General features: G+C 59.4%; 25 protein-coding genes and 1 pseudogene. 15 read left to right on the forward strand and 11 right to left on the reverse strand.

Annotated features, from left to right (window positions below; translation table 11 throughout):
• The first annotated feature begins 21 nt into the window (after window positions 1–21).
• The 4 genes from HGP31_RS05090 (at window position 22) to HGP31_RS05105 (ending at window position 3,511) form a co-directional block, all read left to right on the forward strand.
• On the forward strand, window positions 22–894 hold the full coding sequence (locus tag HGP31_RS05090; RefSeq protein WP_168757267.1) for a branched-chain amino acid aminotransferase: 873 nt from the start codon (window positions 22–24) through the stop codon (window positions 892–894).
• Between the two features lie 21 nt (window positions 895–915).
• A complete protein-coding gene (locus HGP31_RS05095; protein WP_083348252.1) occupies window positions 916–1,674 on the forward strand; it encodes a TauD/TfdA family dioxygenase in 759 nt (252 codons plus the stop codon).
• A gap of 62 nt (window positions 1,675–1,736) precedes the next feature.
• Window positions 1,737–2,696, forward strand: coding sequence for a diiron oxygenase (locus tag HGP31_RS05100; protein ID WP_168757268.1), 960 nt, complete (start codon window positions 1,737–1,739; stop codon window positions 2,694–2,696).
• Between the two features lie 14 nt (window positions 2,697–2,710).
• A complete protein-coding gene (locus HGP31_RS05105) occupies window positions 2,711–3,511 on the forward strand; it encodes an N-acyl homoserine lactonase family protein (protein ID WP_020796835.1) in 801 nt (266 codons plus the stop codon).
• 91 nt (window positions 3,512–3,602) lie between these two features.
• Here HGP31_RS05105 and HGP31_RS05110 read toward each other — a convergent pair whose 3' ends face one another.
• From HGP31_RS05110 to HGP31_RS05120, 3 genes are all read right to left on the reverse strand, one after another.
• Window positions 3,603–5,033, reverse strand: a complete 1,431-nt coding sequence (locus HGP31_RS05110; protein WP_020796834.1) for an aminotransferase-like domain-containing protein — start codon at window positions 5,031–5,033, stop codon at window positions 3,603–3,605.
• A gap of 199 nt (window positions 5,034–5,232) precedes the next feature.
• A complete protein-coding gene (locus tag HGP31_RS05115; RefSeq protein WP_020796833.1) occupies window positions 5,233–5,937 on the reverse strand; it encodes a hypothetical protein in 705 nt (234 codons plus the stop codon).
• 239 nt (window positions 5,938–6,176) lie between these two features.
• Window positions 6,177–6,695, reverse strand: a complete 519-nt coding sequence (locus HGP31_RS05120; protein WP_033044637.1) for an ABC transporter permease — start codon at window positions 6,693–6,695, stop codon at window positions 6,177–6,179.
• Window positions 6,696–6,773: 78 nt separating this feature from the next.
• On the opposite strand from HGP31_RS05120, the pseudogene HGP31_RS05125 reads away from it, so the two are divergent.
• Window positions 6,774–7,469 (forward strand): annotated as a pseudogene (locus tag HGP31_RS05125) (class II aldolase/adducin family protein); the annotation flags it as partial.
• 148 nt (window positions 7,470–7,617) lie between these two features.
• Here the strand turns inward: HGP31_RS05125 and HGP31_RS05130 are convergent.
• Both HGP31_RS05130 and HGP31_RS05135 read right to left on the reverse strand, forming a co-directional pair.
• Window positions 7,618–9,138 (reverse strand): sensor histidine kinase, encoded by a 1,521-nt coding sequence (locus tag HGP31_RS05130; protein ID WP_168757269.1) that lies wholly within the window; start codon window positions 9,136–9,138, stop codon window positions 7,618–7,620.
• A complete protein-coding gene (locus HGP31_RS05135) occupies window positions 9,135–9,854 on the reverse strand; it encodes a response regulator transcription factor (RefSeq protein WP_083348256.1) in 720 nt (239 codons plus the stop codon). Before HGP31_RS05135 ends, HGP31_RS05130 begins: the two co-directional genes overlap by 4 nt.
• Before the next feature lie 285 nt (window positions 9,855–10,139).
• On the opposite strand from HGP31_RS05135, the gene msrB reads away from it, so the two are divergent.
• Both msrB and msrA read left to right on the forward strand, forming a co-directional pair.
• A complete protein-coding gene (gene msrB, locus HGP31_RS05140; protein ID WP_020795563.1) occupies window positions 10,140–10,658 on the forward strand; it encodes a peptide-methionine (R)-S-oxide reductase MsrB in 519 nt (172 codons plus the stop codon).
• 20 nt (window positions 10,659–10,678) lie between these two features.
• The gene (gene msrA, locus HGP31_RS05145; protein ID WP_033043128.1) at window positions 10,679–11,386 is read left to right on the forward strand and encodes a peptide-methionine (S)-S-oxide reductase MsrA; all 708 of its coding nucleotides are present in this window, start codon (window positions 10,679–10,681) and stop codon (window positions 11,384–11,386) included.
• A 6-nt stretch (window positions 11,387–11,392) separates the two neighbouring features.
• Here the strand turns inward: msrA and HGP31_RS05150 are convergent, their stop codons facing one another.
• The gene (locus HGP31_RS05150; RefSeq protein ID WP_151140524.1) at window positions 11,393–12,406 is read right to left on the reverse strand and encodes a sensor domain-containing diguanylate cyclase; all 1,014 of its coding nucleotides are present in this window, start codon (window positions 12,404–12,406) and stop codon (window positions 11,393–11,395) included.
• A gap of 77 nt (window positions 12,407–12,483) precedes the next feature.
• Window positions 12,484–13,389: a LysR family transcriptional regulator gene (locus HGP31_RS05155; protein WP_020795566.1), complete on the reverse strand. Its 906-nt coding sequence runs from the start codon at window positions 13,387–13,389 to the stop codon at window positions 12,484–12,486.
• Window positions 13,390–13,491: 102 nt separating this feature from the next.
• On the opposite strand from HGP31_RS05155, the gene HGP31_RS05160 reads away from it, so the two are divergent.
• Window positions 13,492–14,679 (forward strand): aspartate aminotransferase family protein, encoded by a 1,188-nt coding sequence (locus HGP31_RS05160; protein WP_151140526.1) that lies wholly within the window; start codon window positions 13,492–13,494, stop codon window positions 14,677–14,679.
• Here HGP31_RS05160 and HGP31_RS05165 read toward each other — a convergent pair.
• The 4 genes from HGP31_RS05165 to HGP31_RS05180 form a co-directional block, all read right to left on the reverse strand.
• Window positions 14,647–14,901, reverse strand: coding sequence for a Txe/YoeB family addiction module toxin (locus HGP31_RS05165; RefSeq protein WP_020795568.1), 255 nt, complete (start codon window positions 14,899–14,901; stop codon window positions 14,647–14,649). The genes HGP31_RS05160 and HGP31_RS05165 overlap by 33 nt on opposite strands.
• Complete coding sequence (locus tag HGP31_RS05170) at window positions 14,898–15,152, reverse strand: type II toxin-antitoxin system Phd/YefM family antitoxin (RefSeq protein ID WP_020795569.1); 255 nt, start codon at window positions 15,150–15,152, stop codon at window positions 14,898–14,900. The genes HGP31_RS05165 and HGP31_RS05170 overlap by 4 nt, the downstream gene beginning before the upstream one ends.
• A gap of 181 nt (window positions 15,153–15,333) precedes the next feature.
• A complete protein-coding gene (locus tag HGP31_RS05175) occupies window positions 15,334–15,828 on the reverse strand; it encodes a P-loop NTPase family protein (RefSeq protein ID WP_083348259.1) in 495 nt (164 codons plus the stop codon).
• Window positions 15,829–15,969: 141 nt separating this feature from the next.
• Window positions 15,970–17,889 carry an alkaline phosphatase D family protein gene (locus tag HGP31_RS05180; protein WP_168757270.1) on the reverse strand — a complete coding sequence of 640 codons (1,920 nt, stop codon included), beginning with the start codon at window positions 17,887–17,889 and terminating at the stop codon, window positions 15,970–15,972.
• Between the two features lie 127 nt (window positions 17,890–18,016).
• On the opposite strand from HGP31_RS05180, the gene HGP31_RS05185 reads away from it, so the two are divergent.
• From HGP31_RS05185 to HGP31_RS05215, 7 genes are all read left to right on the forward strand, one after another.
• Window positions 18,017–18,358 carry a potassium channel family protein gene (locus tag HGP31_RS05185; protein ID WP_168757271.1) on the forward strand — a complete coding sequence of 114 codons (342 nt, stop codon included), beginning with the start codon at window positions 18,017–18,019 and terminating at the stop codon, window positions 18,356–18,358.
• A gap of 61 nt (window positions 18,359–18,419) precedes the next feature.
• A complete protein-coding gene (locus HGP31_RS05190) occupies window positions 18,420–18,788 on the forward strand; it encodes a PH domain-containing protein (RefSeq protein WP_020795573.1) in 369 nt (122 codons plus the stop codon).
• A gap of 188 nt (window positions 18,789–18,976) precedes the next feature.
• The gene (locus tag HGP31_RS05195; protein WP_020795574.1) at window positions 18,977–19,429 is read left to right on the forward strand and encodes a hypothetical protein; all 453 of its coding nucleotides are present in this window, start codon (window positions 18,977–18,979) and stop codon (window positions 19,427–19,429) included.
• A 185-nt stretch (window positions 19,430–19,614) separates the two neighbouring features.
• The gene (locus HGP31_RS05200; RefSeq protein ID WP_168757272.1) at window positions 19,615–21,561 is read left to right on the forward strand and encodes a flavin monoamine oxidase family protein; all 1,947 of its coding nucleotides are present in this window, start codon (window positions 19,615–19,617) and stop codon (window positions 21,559–21,561) included.
• 200 nt (window positions 21,562–21,761) lie between these two features.
• The gene (locus tag HGP31_RS05205) at window positions 21,762–22,649 is read left to right on the forward strand and encodes a nitrilase family protein (protein ID WP_168757273.1); all 888 of its coding nucleotides are present in this window, start codon (window positions 21,762–21,764) and stop codon (window positions 22,647–22,649) included.
• A 15-nt stretch (window positions 22,650–22,664) separates the two neighbouring features.
• A complete protein-coding gene (locus HGP31_RS05210) occupies window positions 22,665–23,864 on the forward strand; it encodes a hypothetical protein (RefSeq protein ID WP_168757274.1) in 1,200 nt (399 codons plus the stop codon).
• Between the two features lie 76 nt (window positions 23,865–23,940).
• Window positions 23,941–24,936 (forward strand): asparaginase, encoded by a 996-nt coding sequence (locus HGP31_RS05215; protein WP_168757275.1) that lies wholly within the window; start codon window positions 23,941–23,943, stop codon window positions 24,934–24,936.
• The last annotated feature ends 104 nt before the right edge of the window (window positions 24,937–25,040 follow it).

Below are 25,040 nucleotides of genomic sequence, written 5' to 3' on the forward strand. Positions count from 1 at the left end.
GATTATTGGGGAGACAAGGACATGAGCGGTATCCCGTTTGATCAGCGCGAAGGATTGATCTGGCTCGATGGCGAATTCGTCGAGTGGTCCCAGGCGCGCCTGCATGTGCTGACTCACGGCTTGCATTATGCAAGCACCGTGTACGAGGGCGAGCGCGTGTATAACGGCAAGATCTTCAAGTTGCGCGAACACACTGAGCGTTTGTATCGCTCGGCGCAGCTGATGGATTTTGCCATCCCCTTCGAACCCGCCGAGCTGGAAGCGGCCAGCCATCAATTGCTGCAACGCAACCAGGTGAACGACGGCTATTTGCGCCCGGTGGCCTGGCGCGGCAGCGAGATGATTTCCACGTCGGCGCGTTTCAATCGCGTGCATGTGGCGATCGCCTGCTGGCAATGGCCGAGCTATTTCGACCCGGCCGCGCGCATGGCCGGCATCCGTCTGAAGACCGCCACCTGGCGTCGTCCGCCTCCCAGCAGCAGTCCCTTCGAAGCCAAGGCGTCCGGGCATTACCAGATCGCCACGCTGAGCAAGCACGACGCCGAAAACACCGGCTACCACGACGCCTTGATGCTCGACTGGCGCGGCCATGTGGCCGAAGCCACCAGCGCTAACGTGTTCTTCGCCAAAGGCCGGACCTTGCACACGCCGGTGCCTGACTGCTTCCTCGACGGCATTACCCGCCAGACCGTCATCGAACTGGCCCGTGCCCTGGATTACCAGGTCATCGAACGCACGATATTGCCCACGGAACTGGGCGACTTCGACGAGTGTTTTCTCACCGGTACCGCCGCTGAAATCACCCCGGTACAGAGCATCGATGAGCAGCGATACCGACCGGGCACCGCCTGCAGTGAATTGATTGCCGCTTACACCTCAACCGTAAACGCCTGATAAACCGCCAGGAAACTCACCATGTCAGACCAAGGGATTGTTGCGTCCACACCTTATGTTTCGCTGGGCCATCGCCATGAAGAATTGTCGAATCGTGGCTGGACCGTGCTGACGCCAGGGGAATTTGCCCACGATGTCGCGGGAACACTGCATGAGTTCGGCCCGATCATTCCGCAGTTCAATGGCCAGATAGCTTTCGCCATCACCCGCAAGCCGGGCTACGAGGACTTGCCGTACTCCCAGAGCATGAACGGCATCGGCCCTCACACCGAAGCGCCGGTGTACGGCCCGCCACCGCGTTACCTGGCGTTGCATTGCCATAAACAGGCGACCTGCGGTGGCGGTCACACCGGGCTGGTGGACGGCTATGCGTTCTTGAGATCGCTTGAGCGATCCGAACCGGAACTGCGCAAGTGGCTCGACGATACGCCGGTGGAATTCGTCGCCACTGCCAAGCCCGGCGAACCGGCGCAAACCCGGGTCAGGGAATACATCCTGACACCGACCGAGGAAGGCGATATTTTCCGCTTCAGCTACAACCAGTTTCACTACGGCGATGTGAATCCGTCCAAGGAAGCCTTGCAGCAATCACAGGTCGCCGACAACGACTCGCCGCTTGCCAGGTTTGCGGTGCTCGGCGAAGCGTACTTCGTCGAACACAACATCCCGGTGCTGATTCCCGACGGATGCATGCTGATTTGGGACAACTGGCGGATGATTCATGCCCGCAGCCGATACACTGACCCGGCGCGCCACCTGACCCGCTACTGGCTGGCCTGATTTTTCCGTCGCCCTTCTTTTTCAGCGTACCCCCAGGGGTACGCGTTTACAGGTATCGCGTCATGCAAACAGCAATCGAGATCGCCCAGGTCGATCATCAACTGATCGTACGGCTCAATCAGGCCTGGATCAAACGCGCCGCAGTCTGCTCGCCGGACAAGGCCCATATCAACGAAGTGTTCGACCCGGCACGCCCGGATTACCCGGAGTGCATGGTGCCGTTTTTCCATCATCCGACATTCCAGGCCTTGAGTGATGAGCTCAAGAGCAAGGTGGTGACCTGGGGTTGGATCGGCTACAACCTGCGCACGGTCACCGCCGAAGAGCTCGTGGTGAACCCGGCGCTGAGCGTCATCGCCAATCAATACCTGGGCAAGGACGACTGGCATTTTCGCGAAGCGATGCAGCAGACCCTGATCGACGAGCACTACCACACGCTCATGCACCTGCGGGCCATCGAGCGGACCAAGCGCGATCGCGCACTGGACCAGGACCTGGAGTTGCCGCCGTCGGTGACTTACCTGCGCCTCAAGGCCCTGCGCGAGGAACTGCCCGAACCCTGGCAGCGCGACCTGGCGGCGATCACCTTCGCGGTAGTCGCCGAGATCAGTGTCAATGCCTATCTCGACCTGCTGGCGGACGACCCGACCATCCAGCCGCAAAACCGCCGCGTGGCCGAGCTGCACAACCGCGACGAATACGCCCACAGCAAGGTGCTGGCCGAAGTCGCCAAGGTGATGTACGCCAACATGCAGCCAGTCCAACGGGAATTTTTCGCCCGCAACCTGTCGGTGGCGCTGAGTGCTTTTATCGCCCAGGACTACTCGATGTGGGAGGCGATCCTCACGCAGCTCGGGGTCGAGGACGCGCAGGCAATCATTGCCGACACCCGCGAGAGCAACAGGAACGCGACGATCATGCGCGACTACAGTGGTCTGCATAAGCTGGCGCAGGACCTGGGCATCAGCGAGCAGATCGACTTCGATTTTCGTCCGACCCTCAAAGCCACCGCAGCCGCCTGAACCTGGAGGTGCCCATGTCCGTTCCCATGTACGAAGTGTTCGCCCTGCGTGTCGGCGCCAACGCGCAGCGCACTGCCCGGGAGAACTTCCTCTACGACGCCTGCTGCGGCGATCCGAATGCGCCGATGCCGCTGGACTATTACTTCTGGGTGATTCGCAACGAGCACCAGGTGATCGTGGTCGACACCTGTTTTCAACCGGCCACGGCGGACCGGCGCAACCGGCAGATGTATCGCCTGCCGCAAGACTCCCTGCGGCAACTGGACATCGATCCGGCGCAGGTCGAGCACCTGATCCTCACGCACCTGCACTGGGATCACGCTGGCAACCTGGGGCTGTTTCCCAAGGCCACGGTGCATTTGCAGGAAGCGGAACTGCGTTTCTGCACCGGACCGAAGATGACCCATCACACGGTGAACAAGACCTATGAGGTCGAGGATGTGATGTCGGCGCTGCCACCGCTGTTCGAAGGAAGGATGCGTTTGCACAACGGTACTGTCGAGGTGCTGCCGGGAGTGACACTGCACGCGGTGGGCGGTCACACACCCGGCAGCCAGGTGGTGCGGGTGAACACTGAACGGGGCTGGATCGTGTTGGCATCGGACGCGGCGCACTTGTGGGTGAACATTCGCGAGCGCAGTCCGTTTCCGATCATCGATGACCTGGCGCAGTCGCTCGAAGCGTTCAGTGAAATCGATCGCCTGGCCGACAGCGAAGACCACGTCATCCCTGGCCACGACCCGCTGATCGCCGAACGTTTCCCGCATTGGAATGACGACCCGCATATCATTTGCCTGCACCAACCGCCACGTTGACCCTGTAGGAGCTGCCGCAGGCTGCGATTTTTGATCTTGTTTTTTTAAGATCAAAAGATCGCAGCCTGCGGCAGCTCCTACAGGGTTCTGGTCAGCTCTGGCTCTTGAGGAGGCGGCCCAGGGTCTGCAGTGCCTCATCGATCCTCGGTGAATACGGCGCTCCACAGCCGATGCGCACAAAATTCGTGAAACGCTTGGCGTTGGAAAAGATATCCCCAGGTGAAATCTGGATGCCGAGGCTCAGCGCATCATGAAACAGCCCCATGGACGAATGCCGAGCCGGCAACTCCACCCATAGCAAGGTGCCGCCCTGAGGGTGGGTCACGCGGGTGCCCTCGGGAAAATAACGCATGATCGCCCCGCTCATTTGCTCGCGCTGCTGGGTCAGGGTTTTTCTCAAGCGACGCAGGTAGCGTTCGTAGGAGGGCGTACCCATGAATGCACTAACGGCCAGTTGCGACAGCTTCTCGCAGCCACGGGTTTGCGTGTGCTTGAGCATTTCCACGCGATCGTGCCATTTGCCAGCGCTGATCCAGCCCAGGCGCAGGCCCGGGGCGAGGGTTTTGTTCAGCGAAGCGCAATAGATCACATTGTCGGTGCGGTCCCAGTGCTTGAGGGTGGACAGCGGTTGCTCGGTGTCCACCAGGTCACCGTAGGTGTCGTCCTCGATCAGCACCGTATCGTGCTCGGCACAGAGCTTCACCAGCCGTGCCTTGTGGGTGTCGGGCATGATGCTGCCCAGCGGATTGTGCAGGTTGGGCATGACGATCAGCGCCTTGATTAGCTCTGGCCCTTGCAGCAGGTGTTCAAGGGCCGGCAGGTGAATCCCGGCATGGGTCGAGGCTGGGACTTCCAGCACCCGCAGGTTCAGGCTTTCGAGAATTTGCAGCAGGCCGTAGAAGGTCGGTGACTCCACGGCCACGGTATCGCCGGGACGGGTCACGGCACGCAATGCCAGGTTGATCGCTTCGGTGGCGCCGTGAGTGATCACAATGCGTTCGGCCGTCAGGTTGGTTTTGACGGTCAGCATCCGGCGGGCAAGGACGTTGCGCAGTGCACTGTTGCCGCAGGTCGAACTCGTGGTATCGAACAGATGCTGGTCCAGGCGCAACGCCTTGATCATGTTGTCCTGCAAGGTCTTGAGCGGATAGAGCTGCGGCGCGCAATAGGCACTGGCGAAATTGACCTTCACCGTGGCGCGCTGGCTGGCCTTCAGGACCGAGGAAACCTTTTCATGGATGCCCACGTACACCCCACTCTCCAGTGCCGGGGGGTGGGCGATCGGCTTGGGTCCGGGCGCAGTGTCGGGCTGGCGAATGTAGTTGCCGGAGCGCGGTCGGGCTTCCAGCACGCCATGGTCTTCGAGCTCCCGACAGACCTGTACGGCGGTGGACAGGCTGACGGCGTGTTTTTCCATCATCAGGCGAATCGAGGGCAGGCGCTCGCCGGTCTTCAGGGTGCCGCTGCGGATTGCGTCCAGGTAGTGGTTGGCCAACTGACGGTACAGGGGTGGCGTGTTCATGATGACCTCAGCAGTCGCACCACTGAGGTCTTGGGCTGGAAAGTGAGTTGACGCTCCCCGCAGGCGGCCCCGTGGTGCAGGTGGGTGAAGGGAAGTGTTTCTCTGGCCTTGATACTGGAACACTAAACGCGGTTTTGCAGGAATCGCGGGCAATAAAAAGCCCCGCACGGGGGCGGGGCTCTGGGGATGCTGGCGGGGTTTACTGGGCGGCGATGCTGTAGCCGTCGAAGGCGGTCTGCTGTTGCAGGGCGGTGATGATGTTCTTGCGGTTCACGGCCTGTTCGGCGCCCTGGTTGTCCAGGAACGTTTCGCTTTGCAGCTCTGCCTCGTCGCCTTCGCCAACGAAGCTGAAACCGAGGAACTCAAGGGCTTCACGGTCGACGTTCAGGCGCGAGCGTGGGGTGCGCAGCGGCAAGGTGACGCTCATGCCGTCCTTGCTGATGGTGAACACTTCGACTTCTTTTTTCGCCTTGGCGGCTTTGCTCTTGCCGCCGCTCGGGCTGCTGATGGCCTGGTGCGTCTGGTTCAGCACCTTGAGGGCCAGGCCGTAGACGATTTCCTGGAAAGCCGGGTCGTCCTTGAAACTGGACAGGATGCGGCTGATCGGGAATTTGCTGCTCAAGTCTTCGAGGGCGGCGATGTCGGCGGCCTCGGCGTCCTTGAGTTGCTTGAGCTCACCCATCAGTTCGTAGGCTTTATCGTCGTCGAAGCTGTCATGGGCCTGGCGGATCGCGGCGCGTAGCTCGCGGATCTGCTCGCTTTCGCGGGTGGACTGGAAAGCGTCCAGGACCATCTCGCTGATGGTCTTGGCCTGGGGCACATGCTGTGAAAGATTGATGGAGTTTTCGTATTCCGCTTTGGACGACAAGGTGACTACGGATTCAGCGGTGTTGGAATCGGACATTGAAATTTCACTACTTCTTTGAACTTGAATAGAGGCGAGAAAGCCCGGGGGCTTTTTCAGGCCGACTAATCTATTGGACCGGGAAGCGGTTGTCACGGTCAACGGGCGGATGAGTTCAAGAGAGAGGCGGGAATCCTTGTAGGAGCTGCCGCAGGCTGCGATCTTTTGATCTTGAAAAATCAAGATCAAAAGATCGCAGCCTGCGGCAGCTCCTACAAGGGGGCGCGGTAACGACTTGGTTATGGATGCAACAGTTTCTGCGCGCGTTTATCCGCCAAGTGTTGAGCCACCAACCGCCCGATCAGCACCAGCAAGGTCAACGAGATAAGCAGCACCGAAATCGCCGCCACACTCGGATCAACGTTATCGCGCAAGCCGCTCCAGATCCGCTTGGGCAGGGTGTCGACGTTGACGCTGGTAATGAACGGAATCGCCATCGGCAGCAGCACCAGGCCGATCAACGCCGTGGCCCATTTGGAGCGCATGTACCAGATGCCCAGGCTGAAGCTGGCGGCCAGCAAGGTCGCGATGATGCTCGTGGCAAAGGCGATGGTCAGGCTTTGGCTGATGGCATTGAACCAGTCAGGGTTGCTCATCAGCGCTTCGTAATGCCGCAGCGACCAATTGCCTTGGGGCATCGACAGGAAACGCTTGCTGGTGAACGACACCGGGATGACCGTCAGCAACGGGAACAACATGAAGGCCATGGCGACCACGGCCAGCAGGCGGGTACTCAGGCTTGTACGATGGGTGTTCATAGTGATCTCAGCCTACCAGTCGGTTCACGCGGGTCATTTTCAACAGCACCCAGATCAATGCGCTGACCAGGGCCAGCAGCGCATTTTCGCATGACCGATTTGATCTTCACCCACATCTCAGTGCGCATTCCGGGGCCGGAGCATCACTTCCTGATCAACCCCTACGGGCTGATGTTCGATGAGATCACGGCGTCGAACCTGGTGAAAATCGACCTCGATGGCAACGCGGTGGAACCGTCGCCGTACCCGGTGAACCCGGCCGGTTTCGTGATTCACAGCGCCATTCACGGTGCTCGTGAAGACGCGCAATGCGTGTTGCACACGCACACAAAATCCGGTTGCGCGATGGCGGCGTTGAAGTGCGGGCTGTTGCCGGTGAACCAGATTTCCATGGAGTTCTACAACCGTGTGGCCTACCACGACTACGAAGGCGTGGCGCTGGACATGAGCGAATAGCGGCTGGTGGCGGACATGGGCGACAAGCCGGTGCTGATGCTGCGCAATCACGGTTTGCTGACGGTGGGGGAGACGGTGGGGCAGGCGTTCATGCGCATGTATTATCTGGAAAAGGCCTGCGACATTCAGTTGGCAGCCATGGCTGCCGGGGAGTTGGTGTTGCCGCCGGCCGAGGTTTGCGCGCATACCGAGCGGCAGTTCAATGAGCCGGGACGGGCGCTGGAGGAGGGTGAGCTCAATGATCCAGATGCCATGCAACTGGCCTGGGCGGCGTTGCTGAGATTGCTGGAGCGTGTGGCGCCGGATTATCGGGACTGACCTGAATGCTCGGTTGTTCGAGCTGGCCTATTCGCGAGCAGGCTCGCTCCCACAGTTGATTCGGGTTGCCACAAATTCTGTGTACGACGCAAATCCCCTGTGGGAGCGAGCCTGCTCGCGAAAGCGGTTTGTCAGGCGCCCTGACTTTTCAGACTTGCCGAGGGGTATTCAGGTTCATCGACCGCTCCGCCAATCCCGCCGCAGTCTGTTCATCGATCGGCAACAAAAACCGAAACGTCGCCCCACGCCCCGGCCTGTCGATCAACTGAATCTCAAGCCCATGCAATTGCAGGATGCGGTGCACAATACGCAACCCCAGCCCGCCATCGCGCCGTGCGCCACCGATATTGAACGGCCGCAAAAACAGACCCTCGCGCAATTCGGGAGCGATACCAGGGCCAGTGTCGCTGACAGTCACTTCAATGAACGAGCCTTGGGGACGCAAACCCAGTTCGATCTCGACACCTGGCGGTGTATGGCGCAACGCGTTGTCGAAAAGATTGGTCAACACCCGCTCGATCAATCCCAGGTCAGCGCAAGCTGCAGAAACGTTGGGGGCGAACGTGGCCTTCAATTCAACCTGCCGCGCCTCGGCCGTCAGTTCGAACTTCTGGAAAATGTCCTGGACCAGGTCGGTCAGCGAAAAACGCTCCAGCACCGGTTGCACAAAACCATGTTCCAGGCGCACCAGTTCCAGCAGCGACTGCGCCAGCCCGCCGACCTTGCGGCTTTGATCAAGGGCGATGCCCAGGTAGCGGCGGCGGTCGGTGGCGGACAGCGTGGCGTCCTTGAGCGACAGGGTTTCCAGATAGCCGTGCAACGAGGCCAGCGGCGTACGCAGATCGTGGGAGATGTTTGCCACCAGTTCGCGGCGTTCCTGGTCCTGGCGGGTCAATGAGCGCCATTGTTCGCCCAAACGCGCCTGCATCTGCCGGAAGGCAGCGTCGAGAACAGCAATTTCATCGTGGCTGGCGACTTTTTCCAGGGGGACGGGCAGGGCCGGCGTCACCGGGACGCCATCGATGTCGAACTGGCTGACGGTTTCGGTGAGGCGGCGCAATGGCCGGGTGATCAGCGCAAACGCGGTGAGACCGGCAATCAGGCACAACAGCGCAACCAATCCAATGGACATCAGGGCGGTATTGAGTGCAGCACTGGTGGCGCCCCGTTCGGCCAGGCGATCATGGTCTTCGCCCAGCAGCACCACGTAGAGATACCCGACGGCCTTGCCATTGACCTTCAACGGTGCGGCGCTGAACACCTTGCGCGCGTCGACGCTGCGCGGATCATCACCGGTAATCGGCAGGGCGTCGCCCCTGAGCAGGCGCTGGATTGGCGCCAGGTCGACACGCTCGCGTCGAATCCTGCCTTCGGGCGCGGCACTGCCGACAATCTTGCCCTCGGTGTCCAACAGGTACACCTCGACACTGGGGTTGACCTGCATCAGCTTGCTGAACAGATCCCGCACGGCATTGGGCATCAGGCCCTGGGTGTCCATCAGCACCGTGTCACTGGCGATGTGCTGCGCCAGGTCCCGGGACAACCCTTGCACCACTTCCTGTTCATGCATCTGGTTGGAACGCACCTGTAGCCACGCCGAGGTGCCGCAGCACACCAGCAGTAGCACGGCGAACACCAGGGACAGGCGCTGCGTCAGGGTCAGCCTCATGGCGGCGATTCCTCCCCGGTGGCGAACTTGTAGCCGCGGCCCCAGACCGTGAGGATGCGCACCGGTTGCGCCGGGTCGGCCTCGATCTTGGCGCGCAGGCGATTGATGTGGGTGTTGACCGTGTGCTCGTAGCCTTCGTGGCTATAGCCCCAGACGGCGTTGAGCAGGTCCATGCGCGAAAACACCTTGCCCGGCTGGCGGGCGAAGAAGTACAGCAAGTCGAACTCCCGGGGTGTGAGGTCCAGGCGTCGGCCGCCCTGGGACACTTCGCGGGTGATCGGGTCAATGGCCAGTCCGTCGATGAGCAGGCTGCCGGCGTCCATCTTCAGGTTGCGTGCCATGGCATCCACCCGGCGCAGCAAAGCTTTGACCCGGGCCACCAGTTCGAGCATGGAAAATGGCTTGGCCAGGTAATCGTCGGCACCGAGCTCCAGGCCGAGGATCCGGTGCACTTCGCTGGAGCGCGCACTGGTGATGATGATCGGCGTGTAGCGGGCCATGGCGCGGGCGCGGCGGCAGATTTCCAGGCCGTCGACACCGGGCAGCATCAGGTCGAGGATCAGCGCATCCCAGTTGCCTTGCTGCAGCAGGCGCATGCCTTCATTGCCGTCGGCGCTGTGCACCACCTCGAACTGCTCGTCACGCAGGTGCAGGCAAATCAGGTCGGCGATATGCAGGTCGTCCTCGACCACGAGGACGCGTTTGGTCTGTTCCATCCACTTCAATCCTTCGGCGCAATGTGCGTAATGCCACTCACTGTAGGAGCTGCCGAAGGCTGCGATCTTTTGACTTTGATTTAAAAAAACAAGATCAAAAGATCGCAGCCTGCGGCAGCTCCTACAATTAAGTCAGTCAAGTCAGTGAAGTCAGTGAAGGGTCCATTGTGCGGGTTTTTCGTGGCCCGAGTTATCACGAATTGTTTAACTTCCCGTGAGGATTTGGCGATCACCCAAAGCCTAGGCTGTGTTCCATGAAACACCCCTGGATTTTTGGAGACGAGCATGTTTTCACGACGGCAATTTCTTCTCGCGAGCGGCGGGCTGGGGGTGGCAGCCCTGGCAATCGGCCTGTTGCCGAAGTTTTCCACAGGCACGGCATTGATCAGCGATGCCAGCGCCGCCGAGGCGTTCGAAGTGACCCACAGCGACAGCGAATGGCACGCCATATTGAGCGACGAACAGTATGAAATCCTCCGCGAAGAAGGCACTGAACGGGCCTACAGCAGCCCGCTGAACAACGAGCACCGCGACGGCACATTCCTCTGCGCCGGGTGCCAGTTGCCGCTGTTCTCATCGGCGACCAAGTTCGATAGCCACACTGGCTGGCCGAGTTTCTGGGCGCCGCTGGACAAGGCCGTGGCCACCCGCCAGGACCGCTCCTACGGCATGTCGCGCGAAGAGGTGCACTGCCGGCGTTGCGGCGGGCATCTGGGCCATGTCTTTGACGACGGGCCGAAACCGACCGGTTTGCGTTACTGCATGAACGGTCTGGCGCTCAAGTTCGAGCCCAAAGCCGTCTGAATTTCTCAGGAGTCTGTGACATGAAAAATCTTTTCACCTGGCGCCGCACGCTATTGGGGCTGGCCGCTGCCGGCATCATCGGCCAATGCTCGGCATTTTCCCTGGGCGGGGCTGAAGAAGGCGTGCTCCTTCCCCCTCCTGCCCTCGACGAAACCACCCAGGCCCACAGCGAAACCGCGGTATTTGCCGGTGGTTGTTTCTGGGGTGTGCAAGGGGTGTTCCAGCATGTCAAAGGCGTGAAGAATGCCGTCTCCGGTTACGCCGGTGGCGCAGCCAACACGGCGCAGTACGAACGCGTCAGCAGCGGCAGTACCGGTCATGCGGAATCGGTGGAAGTGACCTTCGACCCGAGCCAGGTCAGCTACGGCACCTTGCTGCAGATCTACTTTTCCGTGGCGCACAACCCGACCGAACTCAACCGCCAGGGGCCCGACACCGGCACCCAATACCGCTCGGCGATCTTTACCAAGAGCAGCGAACAGCAACGGGTCGCCCAGGCCTACATTGCCCAGCTCGATGCCGCGCATTCGTTCGATAAGCCGATCGTGACCAAGCTGGAAAGCTTCAACGGTTTTTATCCGGCCGAAGAAGAACACCAGGACTTCCTGACCGAGCACCCGACCTATCCCTACATCGTGATCAATGACTTGCCAAAGGTGGCACAGCTCAAGCAGCTGTACCCGGATCGCTATCAGGAAAAACCGGTGCTGGTGAAAACGGGGATGTGACGGCGGTTATCCGCTGATCACATTCTTGCCGGCGACTTTCGACCGATACAGTGCCTGATCGGCCCTGGCCATCAGGCCGGTCTGTTGCTCCTCCTCGAAGCGCTGGACCACGCCGAAACTCATGCTCACGTGAAAGTCGCCCACCGATGGCATCTCCGATAGACCCTGGCGGATGGCTTCGGCCAGGGTCCTGGCCTCAGCCAACGAGGTATCGGGCAGGACCGCGATGAATTCGTCGCCGCCCCAACGGGCCAGCACATCACCCGCACGCAAACTGCGCTTGACTCGTTCGACCACCTGAATCAAGGCGGCATCGCCCAGTGCATGGCCGTAGTGATCGTTGATGCTCTTGAAATCGTCGATGTCCATGGCGATCAGTGACAACGGCTGGCGAAAGCGCTGGGACCGCTCGCATTCCTGGCGCAGGGCCTGATCCAGGCGATATCGATTGGCAGTCGACGTCAGGGCATCGGTTTCAGCCAACTTACGATTTTCTTCCAGTTGCCTCTGCAGTTGCTGATTGACGCTGGACAGCTCGCGGGTGCGTTCTTCAACGAGGGCTTCAAGGGATTGATTGCGCCGTTCGAGGGCTTCGAGCAGGCGCTTCTTGTCTTCGATGCTGCGGTGGGCGCCGACCATTCGCGCCACCGAACCGTCGGCATTGCGTGCCAGCACGTGGCCGCGGTCTTCGATCCAGATATAACGGCCGTCATGCGTGCGGCAGCGGTACTCGGCCTGATACACGGGGGTGCGCTGGCTCAGGTAGTCATCGAACAGGGCCATCACCTGCGGGAAATCATCGGGGTGAATGATGTTTTCCCAGGTCAACACGTTGTTATCCAGGGAGTGCGGCGTGTAGCCGAGCATTTCGTACCAACGGGCGTTGCGGTAGACGAAGCCGGTGTTGGCGTTCCAGTCCCATATTCCGTCGCTGACCAGTTCCATGATGGTGTGCAGCATGCCTTCGTTCATGTCCGAGACATTGAACTTCAAGGGTTCGATACTCGATGCTTCTCCCATCGCTGCTCTCCCTGGCACACGCCTGATAGCCAATGACCTGCTCAGTAGGGAGATTAGTCCAAGGCTCGGCGAGGCTGCTAGTGCTTGCCCCACATCTGCACGGCGAAGTCGACGAAACGTCGCAATTTCGGCAGGCGGTAGCGATCCTGGGCATACATCAGGTGCATCGGCCGGCTCGGCGGGTTGAATCCGGGCATCAAGGCCAGCAGTTTGCCGTCCTGGATGTCTTGCTCGACCAGGACATCGGGCAACATCACGATACCCATGCCGGTTCGCGCCGCCTGATGCAGCCCTGCCGAGCTGTTGATCAGCATCGGTCCGCTGACCGCTACCGTGACTTCGCCTTCCGGGCCGGCCAGGCGCCATTCTTTCTCCACCGAATGCCAGTCATCGCCAGCCGGATAGGCGAAGGACAGGCAATCGTGGTGGCGCAGGTCTTCAGGGGTTTGCGGTGCGCCGCGACGGGCCACATACGCCGGCGATGCGCACATGGTCAGGGTGTAGTCGAGCAGCGGGCGGGCGATCAGGTTGGACGCCTCGATAGCGCCCAGGCGAAAGGCCACGTCCAGTCCGTTTTCCAGCAGGTCCGGACGCCGGTTGGTGAGCATCACGTCGAGTTTTACCCTGGGGTAGAGCAGGGCGAATTCGCTCAGGGCGGGTGCCAGTTTTTCCGTGCCGAAGGTCAAGGGCGCCGAGATGCGCAACGTGCCGCTGGGTTCATCCAGCGCTTGCTCGGCCAGGCGTTCGGAATCAGCCACCAGCCCCAACACTTCGAGGCAGCGCTGGTAATACGCAACGCCAAATTCGGTCAACCGCTGGCGCCGGGTCGTGCGGTTGAGCAGGCGCACGCCCAGGCGCTGCTCGAGGGCCTTGAGGTGGTTGCCGACCATGGTCGTGGACATTTTGCACTGCGCAGCGGCGCTCGTCATGCTGCCGGTTTCCACCACCTTGACGTAGACGGTCATTGCCTGGAACAGGTCCATTATCAAGCTCAACTTTAAAATGATTGAAGTATTGCAGTATTTATCCAGTTCAGGTGGCTAACCATACTGCAAAAACACTGACCCTTGATGGAGCTTGATGTCATGACCGCCGCCTGCCTGATGAGCACTTACCAACCCTTGGCCTTGAGTTTCAACAAGGGCCTGGGCACGCGCCTATGGGACCAGGCCGGTCGTGAATACCTGGACGCGGTGGCCGGGGTGGCGGTGACCAACGTCGGCCACTCTCATCCGAAAATCGTCGCGGCGATCAGCGAACAGGCCGGCCTGTTGCTGCACACTTCCAACCTCTACAGCATCGACTGGCAGCAACGCCTGGCGCGCAAACTGACCCAACTGGCGCGCATGGACCGGGCGTTCTTCAACAACTCCGGGGCCGAGGCCAATGAAACGGCGCTGAAAATTGCCCGCCTGCATGGCTGGCACAAAGGCATCGAGCAACCCTTGGTGGTGGTCATGGAAAACGCTTTCCACGGCCGCACCCTCGGCACCCTGTGCGCCAGCGATGGCCCGGCGGTGCGCCTGGGTTTCAACAAGTTGCCAGGGGACTTCGTCAAAGTGCCGTTCGGCGACCTCAAGGCACTGGACAAGGTGCGCCAGGATCACGGCTCGCGCATCGTGGCCATCCTGATGGAGCCGATCCAGGGCGAAGGCGGTGTGCAGCTGGCACCACCCGGTTACTTGAAAGCCGTGCGCGAGCTCTGCAACCGGCGCTCCTGGTTGTTGATGCTGGATGAAATCCAGACCGGCATCGGCCGTACCGGGCAGTGGTTCGCGTTCCAGCACGAAGGCATCGTCCCGGATGTGATGACCCTGGCCAAAGGCCTGGGTAACGGCGTCCCTATCGGCGCCTGCCTGGCCCGTGGCAGAGCCGCCGAACTCTTTACCCCCGGTAGTCACGGCAGCACCTTCGGCGGCAACCCGCTGGCCTGTCGGGTCGGTTGCACGGTGCTGGACATCATCGAGGAGCAAGGCTTGCTGGAAAATGCCCGGCTTCAGGGCGAACGCCTGATAAGCAGGTTGCGCATGGAATTGGCGGACCAACCGAACGTCCTGGCGATCCGTGGCCAGGGCCTGATGATCGGCATCGAACTCAAGCAACCGATCCGCGACCTGAGCCTGATCGCCGCCCGGGACCACGGGCTGCTGATCAACGTGACGCGGGGGCAAACCATTCGTTTGTTGCCGCCGCTGACGATTGATGAGCGGGAGGTGGAGATGATTGTCAGGGGAGTGAGTTCAGTAGTGGTATCTGCACATGACAACGCATAACTCACCGTCTTCGATGGTGTAGACCAAGCGATGTTCAGCCGTTATCCGGCGCGACCAGAAGCCGCTCAAGTTGTGTTTGAGCGGTTCCGGTTTTCCGAGACCCTCGAACGGTTCACGCAGGATGGCTTTGATCAGCAGGTTGATGCGTTTGAGTCCCGCCTTATCGTTTTGCTGAAACCAAAGGTAGTCGTCCCAGCCTTCAGGAGTGAACTCGATATTCATTCTTCAATGAGTTGCCGAGACTTGGTTTTCCCGGCGCGCAGGTTGCCAATCGACTTGATCAGGCGTTCAGCGTTGGCGGGGGAGCGAAGCAGGTAGGCGGTCTCCTCAAGGGCGTTGTATTCCGCCAGCGACATCATCACCACCGGCTCGCCTTTCTGGCGGGTGACCAGTAGTGGGGTGCGGTCTTCATTGACGCGATCCATGGTTTCAGCCAGGTGCGCGCGTGCGGTGGTGTAATTGATGGTGTGCATGGTGAAATCCTCGCTCGATGCAAGGAACGTACAGAAATCAGTACAGGTTGACAAGGCGATAGCTCCGAATGGTCGTTATGCAATTGGCGCATCAACGCTTCTCCTGAGTATCGTCGAAACCTTCTCGGGACGTTTCCGAGAACGCTGTAGTCCTTATCTGATGAGAAGCCGTGAAGATAAATCAATCGGCGTAGTGCATTGCGCTGGCGAAATCGGTGATTTCAGTCCAGTCCATCAATTGAATTCTGCAACCGTCAAACCCTTCGAACAGCTGCCGATGGGCCGTATATCCGCTGGACCCATCGCGCTGGCGATAGCTCCCCGCCCACTCCAGCAGGGCGATCAGGCGTTCGTCGTCGTTGGCTTCACGTTGGCGGATGTTGGCGACGCAAACCTCGTCGGCAACGCTCAACCAGATCAGCGTCGTCGTGCGGGGCAGCAGTTCGCTGGCGATCCAGCCATACACGCCTTCGATCACCCAGCGTTCTTGCTCGGCCGCGATCCTCGCCATGGCCAAGGCTTCGGCGCGGGGGCGGGCGATGCTGTGTTCGTCGGACAGCCAGTGAATGCGGTCGAGATCGGTCCATGGCACCTGCAATCGCTCGGCCAGGCGTTGCGCCAGCCAGCTCTTGCCGGAGCCGGAGTTACCGATGATCAGGGTTCGGATGAGGTCCATGAGCGACACCGATCAAAGTGTGGGAGCGAGCCTGCTCGCGAAAGCGGTGTATCAGGTAGCATAAATGCTGAATGTTAAGCAGTCTTCGCGAGCAGGTCGGATCGCCGCACCGTCGCTCCCACAGGTTCTCCGTACAGCCCCTCAGTCATCGTTTGCAGGCGCCACCATCCGCGTCTTCGGCGAGCCATTGGCGTTGTGCTGAAAAATATCCCGGGGCTGCCCTTGTTCATTGAAGTACACCTGGCCGATCCCCGCCGAATTCCACAGCCGTTCACCCGCTTCGGCATGTTCGGGCACGTGCGGCACGATGCGCATGCGTCGGCGCTTGGTCAGCCAGTTCAGGGGCGAGCGCGGTGAGTACAGCCAGCGATTGAGGCGGTCGAACCACTCCAGCAGGGTCGGTGGAAATTCGTTCTTGATCCCGCTGCTGGTGATCTGCCAGATGCGCGGGCCGGCCTTGCGGTGGCGGATCAGCACTTCGTAGACGAAGGAGTAATGCACATCGCCGGACAGCACCACATAGTTACCCGGCGTGCGCGAGTGGCGGAAGATGTTCAGGATCACCTGGGCCGCGCCGCGATGGGCCATCCAGTTCTCGGCGTCCACCAGCAGTGGATAGCCCAGCCAGCTGAACACTCTTTGCACGGTTTCAATCAGTTTGACGCCGAAGATCGGTGCCGGCGACACAATGATCGCCGAGGGGTGATCGAGCAGCTCCTGCTGCAGTTCGCAGAGGGCTTCCCAGTCCAGCAGGCCCGACGGTTGCTTGAGGTTCATCTCGCTGCGCCAGCGCCGGGTACGGGTATCGAGCACCACCATGGCCGGTGTGGTGGGCAGCACGTAATGCCAATGCTGAAAGCGCAGTAGTTCATCGATCAAAGCGTCCTGGACATCGCTGTCGAGGTAGCGATCATCGCCGGTGGCGCTGAGCAAACGGGTCTTTTCCAGGACAGCGGTGAAGGCATCCGGATTGTTGCCCCAGCCCTGGCACAACATGTAGGCAAGCAGCGCATTGCCGATGATGCGTTTGGAAAACGGATGGCCGTAGGCCGTTTCCTCCCACTGCGCGGAAAGATTCCAGTCGTCGGTAATGTCGTGGTCATCGAAAATCATCAGCGTTGGCACGTGCGCCAGGGCTCGGGCGACCTTGCCCAGGCCGGCCTTGAATCCGTCGATGCGCGTCTGTTCCAGGGCATACCGCTCGCGCCGCTCCTTGATCAGTTTCGGCGGTTTTGGCGCGATCAGGGTCCAGGGCGTCGGCGACCAGACCAACAGGTACATGGCCATGACTTCGGCGAACGTCACCAGGTGATTGTCGGCACTGCTGCTGGTGAAAATCGGCTTGCGCGCACCGCCGAAAAAGCGCTCGCGCAGGGTTTCGTTGCTCTCCAGCGCCGGTAACAAATCCGCGCGGTGGTAATAACAGGCCGCGTGCCCGTAAAGCTCGGCGCTGTCGCTGACCACGGCGCCCTCCAGATGCTCACCGAACAACCCCAGGCGTTCGATCAAGGCATGGATCGCCCGCAGGGTCGGCCCGGCAACATCATCGGCGTAGACCTGATCGCCGCTCATCATCAGCAGCGCCGGACGGTCCGTGGCCGGATGGTCTTGCGCCAACAGCTCGTCGACACACAGCAGCCCGTCGGAGGCCGGGTGATGGGGCTTGCGGCAGGAGCCGTGCAGCAACTGATCGACGCGAGCGCGCAGGACGAAGTTCGGCGCAGAGGCCTCGCCATACAACAGATGCGGCGCCCAGGTGGCGATGCCGGTGCCGTCATCGATCAGCAGGTCGTACTCGATCAGTTCATCGCAGGGCAGGGCAACGTCCAGCGCTACATCAATCAGGTGCACAAATGCATGGGTACCCACGGCAACCACCGTGCATAGCCCGGCATCGAGGCGAATATCGCCCACGCCCTGCAAGCGCAGCGTCAGCTCCAGCGCCCGCGAGCCCACCAGCCACAGCACCAGCCGCGTGGGTTCCAGGCGTCGCAACAGCGGGCCGGCCAGCACGGGTGGCAGCGATTGAGGGGCATCGGGTATTGGCAGCGCTTGGGACATCCGGGATACAAACTCTTGAAGATACAGAGGCGGGCGATGATAGCGCAGCTGACGGCGACACAGGCTAAAGTGAAGTGGCGATTGCGTCTGTCACGAAATGATCCGCCGCCCCCAGGATACCCATGACATGAAGCCCACCCATACCTCGCACATCCGTCGAGAGTTCTACAAAGCCGTAGGTTACTACCTGCGAATTGTCTGGCCGATTTTTTCCACCATGCTGGTCGTCATCGTCACCTGCGGCCTGATCATCAGCTACCTGGAAGGCTGGGACGCTTTCGACGGCATTTACTTCGGTTTCGTGACCGGGTTGACCATCGGCTACGGCGAACTCGTGCCGAAACTGCCGATGTCGCGAATACTCGCGATATTGCTGGGGTTCAACGGCGTGCTGCTCACCGCGATCTTTGCGGCGATCAGCGTGCGGGCGATCGAGAGTGCGGTACGCACCACCGGCGAAGAAAAGTAAGACAGGCCCAATGGCACGAACTCGTGCTTAGATGCACTTTTTGACAAACAGGGAGAGGCCAATGATCGACTTCAACAACAAGGGATTCTTCAAGCTCAAGCAAAATGCGGAATACGCCGAACGGGTTGCCGACCTTTTGCTCGACGGCGAACAGGTCATCGATTCCTACAAGTCCATGCGCGACGGCGTGGTGTTCACCAACAAGCGCATCATTGCGGTGAACGTACAAGGCATCACCGGCAGCAAGAAAGACTTCACCTCGTTGCCATACAAAAACATCGTGGCGTATTCGGTGGAAACCTCGGGGACGTTCGACCTGGATTCCGAGCTGGAAATCTACTTTTCGTCATTGGGCAAAGTAAAATTCGAGTTCACCGGCAAGACCTCGATGGTCGAGATCTCCAAGCTGATCTCCCAACACCTGCTCTAACCCCCCCCCCTGTAGGAGCGAGCACGCTCCGGGCGGCGTTCCGACGATGGTCGTTAACGATAACGCGGGAACCCTGGCACCCCGCGGCGCCCTCGTCGGAACGCCGTCCGCAGGTATGGGGCACCGCTCCATCCCACCCATACTGTTCGCAGCCAATGACCAAGTTGTTGATCAATAAGAGGGCAATCATGAACAGAATCATCCTGCCAGTGCTGGCAATCCTGCTGACCGCGCAATCCCCGGCGTTTGCCATCAACGACAAGTACCGCAAGCAACTCGAGCAATCGGGCTGCACCCAGGTCAGCGAGACCCAGGGCTGTGATATCCACAAGAGCAAGGCGGAAAACGCCAAGGCCGGGTTCACCAACCCCGCCACGGACAACTCGACGACCCAGACGCCCTATGCCGGCCAGTGGGTAGCCAAAAGCGATGCAGGCGCGACAGTGGCCACCATCCGCATCGATGCCAAGGAACAGGTCTGGGTGAACGGCAAACGGGTTGACGCCAAACGCACCGACGGCACCCTGCAATTTCACCAGGGCAAACTTACCTTCACGCTTCAAGGTGATCGGCGGCTGACGGGCGAGGATTACTGGACGGACAGTGATGCCGGGACCAAGGGGCCGATTGAGATCGAGTGATCAAAACAGGAACTCGAGAACGATGCTCCCATAGGGGGCTTGTGGTGAATTTGAGATTTCTTCATTTCCTACAAAAAAAACAGAAAGCGGAGTGTCCCAGCGTCCCACTTGGCCGATTTATGTTGCTCGCTCAAAACTTCAAGGTCGTCCCTGCATACAACATCAATACTGTCAGGGAAGATCAAATGACTATAGGTTCAAGCTACAACTACCCTTCATACGCAGCCACGCAAACCACCAGAAAAAAGCGTTCGACTGACAACAAATGGGCTGCCCGCTTTCCCAATCCACCCGACTTGTGCTTCGACTATCGATCACTGGTTGAACAGGCAAATGGAATAGCCAAGACCGCTGCCCCGGATCACCGAATTTGTATCGTCGGCGCAGGCGTTACCGGACTGACGGCAGCCCGAGAACTGTATCGCTGCGGTTTCACCAATATCACCCTCATAGAACAGTCCTCTCGAATAGGGGGCAGGCACTTAACCATTCCAGGAAGTCGTAACTCCACGCAAAGTCATACGCCGTTTGAAATGGGGGCCATGCGCATGCCCTTTTTCAATCGGGCAGACGAGCCACCGACAGAGGGCAGATCGCTCATGGCTTATTACGCCAAGGCGTTTGACCTGACTTTTTCAGACTTCGCGAATCCCGGAAGCCAGTGGGTCCGTTCAACCGGCATTTATCTCAGAGAGGGCAGCATGGGAAACACCGGCACACCGGAGATGTTGATCTGGAAAAATGCCGATGGGATCACCCCTCCTCCTGGCGAGGAACTGCAAAAGGTTTATGCAAAGTGGAAGGATTTTGCCGATCGTATGACGAAACATGTTTCGGAAATTTACGCGAGTCCGAAATGGGAAAGCATGTGGGCTGCGATCGTAAACAAGTACGAGAGCGTTTCATTTCGCGACCTGGTCAGTATGCCGGCCCTGACAGCATGGGATGAACGCTCCCCCGGGGACTTTGGCGGAATGGGAATGTCTGCGGAAGAATCCGCAATTTTCTATGCGATTGGTATCGGTGACGGGAGTTGGGGGGCTTTTTACGACGTCTGCTGCCTTTATCCACTGCGAACTGCCATTTTTGGCTTTAGCAGTCAGTTGCAACTGATCCATGGTCGGGTAGACGCTAACGGAGACCCACTGGCCTCGCCATACCTCCACAGCAAAGCCGTTTTTGACTCGGCTGGATTGAGTTTCGACGCTCCGCGCTACATCGGACTCGCCGCGTTGGACGAATGCCTGATGTTTCTGAGGACCGCCGAAACCGGAAAGTCCGTTTACGAACACAGCATCGAAAGAGGCAATGGCCTCCTCACGGACTCATCCGTTACAAAACTTGAAAAACTGACTAACCAGAAGATACGCGTCTACTTCAACTGGCAAAACAGTCGACCCGAGCATGCCGAAGAGAGGTTCGACGAATTTGATTCGGTCATCATGACTCTACCGTCCTGGTTAATCGAGACTCGAATCGAACTGAAAAATTTCTCTCAGGAAATGCTGCCATTCGAGACAATTAACGCCTACAAAACGGCACACTGGGAAACCAGCTGTAAAGTTTATGCACCTTTGAAAAAATCATTTCTTTCGAAGAACCACAAAATCCCGCAAACCATCGTCACCGACAGCTTTATCCACGATGTCTACACCTACCGCTACAACGAAAACTATACATACGACTGCATCCTCTTGAGTTATACATGGGAGGATGACGCAACAAAACTCGCCTCATTCACCGACAAAGAACTGGTTACCAAGTGCGTCAAAGAGCTGGATCGCATCCTCATGAACTCCGCCAATATTCAGGAGAAAATTTCTCCTTACGTTGGGAGTGATCAGGCGGTGGTCCAACGCTGGATAACCGACAAAAACGCCTTGGGTTGTGCAAAGCTCTACCGGCCCGGCACTTATTACGACGCAGTGAGCCTGATGAAGTACAACAGAGACTTCGCGCGTTCATCAGGCCTGTATTTTTCTGGGGAGTCATTTTCAGTCGATGCTGGCTGGACCGAGCCTTGTTTCCGGGCGGCCGTCGATGCGGCGATTCACATCTGCGACAAAACCGCAGCAAAATTCAACGGCGGTTTTTCCATGAGTGACTATCCACACTACAAACTTAAAACCTGATGCCTCCTCCAGAGCCATGCACCTCTGGCATGGCTCTGCTTTCCCGCCTGACCAGGCCGACGAACAAAAAACTCGCTCATGCATCTTCGGACAAAGGCTACAGCCTTATCGGAAACGTCTGACTTACGTCGGTTGGCTTTTCGAGTCTTATAAACACGCAATTAAACAGCGTGAATAAAAATAAAAAGAGGTCACCCGAAATGAGCGAGCCAATAAGCCCTGTGCGTGTAGCAGTCGTGCAATTCGATCCACAAGTCGGCATTGAAAACTGTGATGCAAATCTGTGTCGCAGCCTGGAATTGGCGCTGGAGGCGGTCAACGGCGGTGCGAATCTTGTCGTGCTGCCTGAACTGTCCAGCACCGGTTATTTCTTCAGCAGTCGGCAGGATGCCTTTGCACATGCGCAGTTGATACCCGGCGGGCCAAGCGCGCAACTGTGGATCGATTTTGCCTGCAGGCACAACGTCTACCTCGTGGCCGGCCTGGCGGAGCGCGACGGCATGCGACTGTTCAACACCGCGATGTTGGTCGGCCCTGACGGTTTTATCGGCAAGTATCGAAAGGCGCATTTGTGGAACCTGGAGAAACTCTGGTTCACACCCGGCGATCTGGGGTTTCCGGTTTTTGATACGCCGATTGGTCGAATCGGCATGTTGATTTGCTGGGATATCTGGTTCCCCGAGGTGCCACGCATCCTGAGTCAACAAGGCGCCGACATCATTTGCAGTCCCAATAACTGGGTCTGGACACCGCCGCCGCTGTTCGACGATGCCGGCAAATGCATGGCGTCGTACCTGACGATGACAGCGGCGCACGTAAACAATGTGTTTATCGCCGCTGCCAGCCGGATCGGTGAGGAACGAGGTGCCCGCTACCTCGGATGCTCGCTGATCGCTGGCACCAATGGCTGGCCGATTGGCGCCGTAGCCTCGGCAGACCAGGAGGAAATCCTGTATGCCGATATTGACCTGACCAGCTCCCGCAGCGCCCCCATCTGGAACAACCTGAACGATCTGCATCGTGACCGTAGAGCCGACCTCTACGATCAGATGCTCGGCTACACCCAACACCCATGTCTCCCACGCTGATAGGGGAGACCTGACATGCAAACGACTACCGACAAAAACCGCATTGCCCACAGATCGCCATTTGATATGGCGGTCATCCTGATGCTGGTCGGCGCGACATCGCTGATCATCTGGCTTTCATTCACCTATCGCTCGCTCTGGGCCGCGCATTGGCCGAGTTATAGCGACATGGTGTCGAGCCTTTCCCAGCCGAGTGCCTGGTTGCGCTGGCTGCTTGGCGACATCAGCGAGGTGGCGTTCTACAAACACGAGTTCGCCTCGATCGGACTCTTGGCGGGCGCCTATCTCGCCTATTGGGCGAATCGAACGGGCAGAGCCTGGCAAGGCTTCAGCATTGCCTACGGCACCGGGTTATGGCCGTGGCTGATCACCAGTTCGTTGCTCGGGTTGTTGCTGAGTAACGTGCTGTGGGGCTGGACGGTGACCGCCACCAGCTGGCAACCGACATTCGCCGCGTTCGTGTCGCTGCCAGCGGCGATGGTGCTGATGTTTGGCAGGGGCTGGAAGGTCACGATCAACGGCGCAATCATGGGGGCCGTACTCGTCACACCCATGTGCCTGTTGATCGTTAATTACCTGTGTAACCCCTTGGGGTTGCCAGCGGTGATCGGCAATGTGCTGGGCATGGCGGTCGCCAGCGTCGTGGCATTTCTACTGTGCCGCTATCGACCCGGTCTGATGAAGTCCGAGCAGTCCGTGATACCACCCGCCAAGTCTCCCGCGCCCGTCACCAAAGCGCCCGACTACGGGGTCGTCTGGAGCCTGCGCCGGGTCTTGGCAGACTTTTCCGAAGCGCCATTCTTTGGCAATGAACTGGCCAGTCTTGGCTTGTTACTGGGGGTATTGCTGGCGTACGCGATGAACCCGATCAGCCCGGCGTACGGGTCGGGACTATTGCTGCATATCATTGCTGCACAGGCGCTGACCTCGGCTATCGGGGTGCTGGTCTGGCGTCGACAATGGAGGCTGCGCGGCTGGTACCCCACTTACGTGCCTCTGGTGTCAGTGGTGCCCGCTGCGATCCTGACCCATGGTGGCAGTGGGCTGGTGATCGGCTCGAGTGCGTTGCTGGGGGCATTGATCGCACCGCCCCTGGCCTGTGCGATTGCCAAGCGATTGCCGGCCGACATGCATACCTACATTGGCAATGTCCTGTCCATGGCCATCAGCACGTTGTTGATCGTGCCGCTGATCGGCGTTCTTATCGCGGAGTAAATGCCCCCGCCCCTTCGGCTGTCCCCGTCTTGAACCGGGTACAGCCACCTCTCCTCCTGAACACGTGAGGTATCACATGGATCTGCCCAAACTAGCTATCGCGGCGCTCGGTGGCACAGTGAGCATGCAAGCCAGGAATGCTGGCGAAGGCGTTATCCCGACCGTCAGCGGCGAGACTCTACTGGCGTCCGTTCCGCAATTGACGACGCTTGCCCGGGTGACCGTTGAAACCCTTGGACTGCTTCCCAGCGCTTCACTGGATTTCGAACTTTTACTGAACGTATTGTCTTGGGCAGAATTTCAAATCAAACAAGGCGCCGTGGGTGTCGTGTTGATCCAAGGCACCGACACACTCGAAGAAACGGCAGTTTTTTTCGATTACCTGTGGCCTCACGACGCGCCGCTGGTGCTGACCGGTGCGATGCGCTCGGCAGCACAGCCGGGGGCCGAGGGGCCGGCGAATCTGCTGGATGCATGCCGCGTAGCGCTGTCCGAGAATAGCCGGCGGCGGGGCGTTCATGTCGTTATGAACGGGGAGATTCATCAAGCGAGACGCGTGCGCAAAACCGATTCGCTGGCGCTGCAGGCGTTTACCTCTCCGGTCGTGGGGCCTACAGGCTTGATCATGGAAGACCGCGTTCACTACCTGCGTGCGCCGGCTCAGCGCACGGTTTTGCCTTTGCCACACCAGACAACACAGAAGGTTGCGATGCTCGAGGCATCCCTCTCGGCCGACACGCTGTTTCTGGAAAGCGCCCTCACCCTCGGTTATGACGGGCTGGTGATAGCCGGTTTCGGCGCCGGACATGTCTCGCAGAGCTGGGCGACCGTGATTGAGCACGTCGCCGAAAGTATCCCGGTCATCATCGCGACTCGCACCGGTTCCGGCTCTACCGCGCAAGCCAGCTATGGTTTTAACGGCAGTGAGATGGATTTGATTCGCAAGGGTGCATCGATGGCGGGATTTCTATGTCCGCGTAAAGCCAGGGTACTGCTTTGGCTGTTGCTTGGTTGTCAGCGGCAACATGAGTTGTCGCGCTACCTCAAAGACGAAAGCTGCATTCAAAATTGATACATAACCCTGTAGGAGCGAGCATGTCGAATCGTCGCACCGTCGCGATGGTCGTTAACGCTGACGGGGGAAGCCTGGCACCCCGCGGCGTTCTCGAGTCCATC

Source organism: Pseudomonas umsongensis (assembly GCF_012647205.1).
Classification (GTDB): Bacteria; Pseudomonadota; Gammaproteobacteria; order Pseudomonadales; family Pseudomonadaceae; genus Aquipseudomonas; species Aquipseudomonas umsongensis.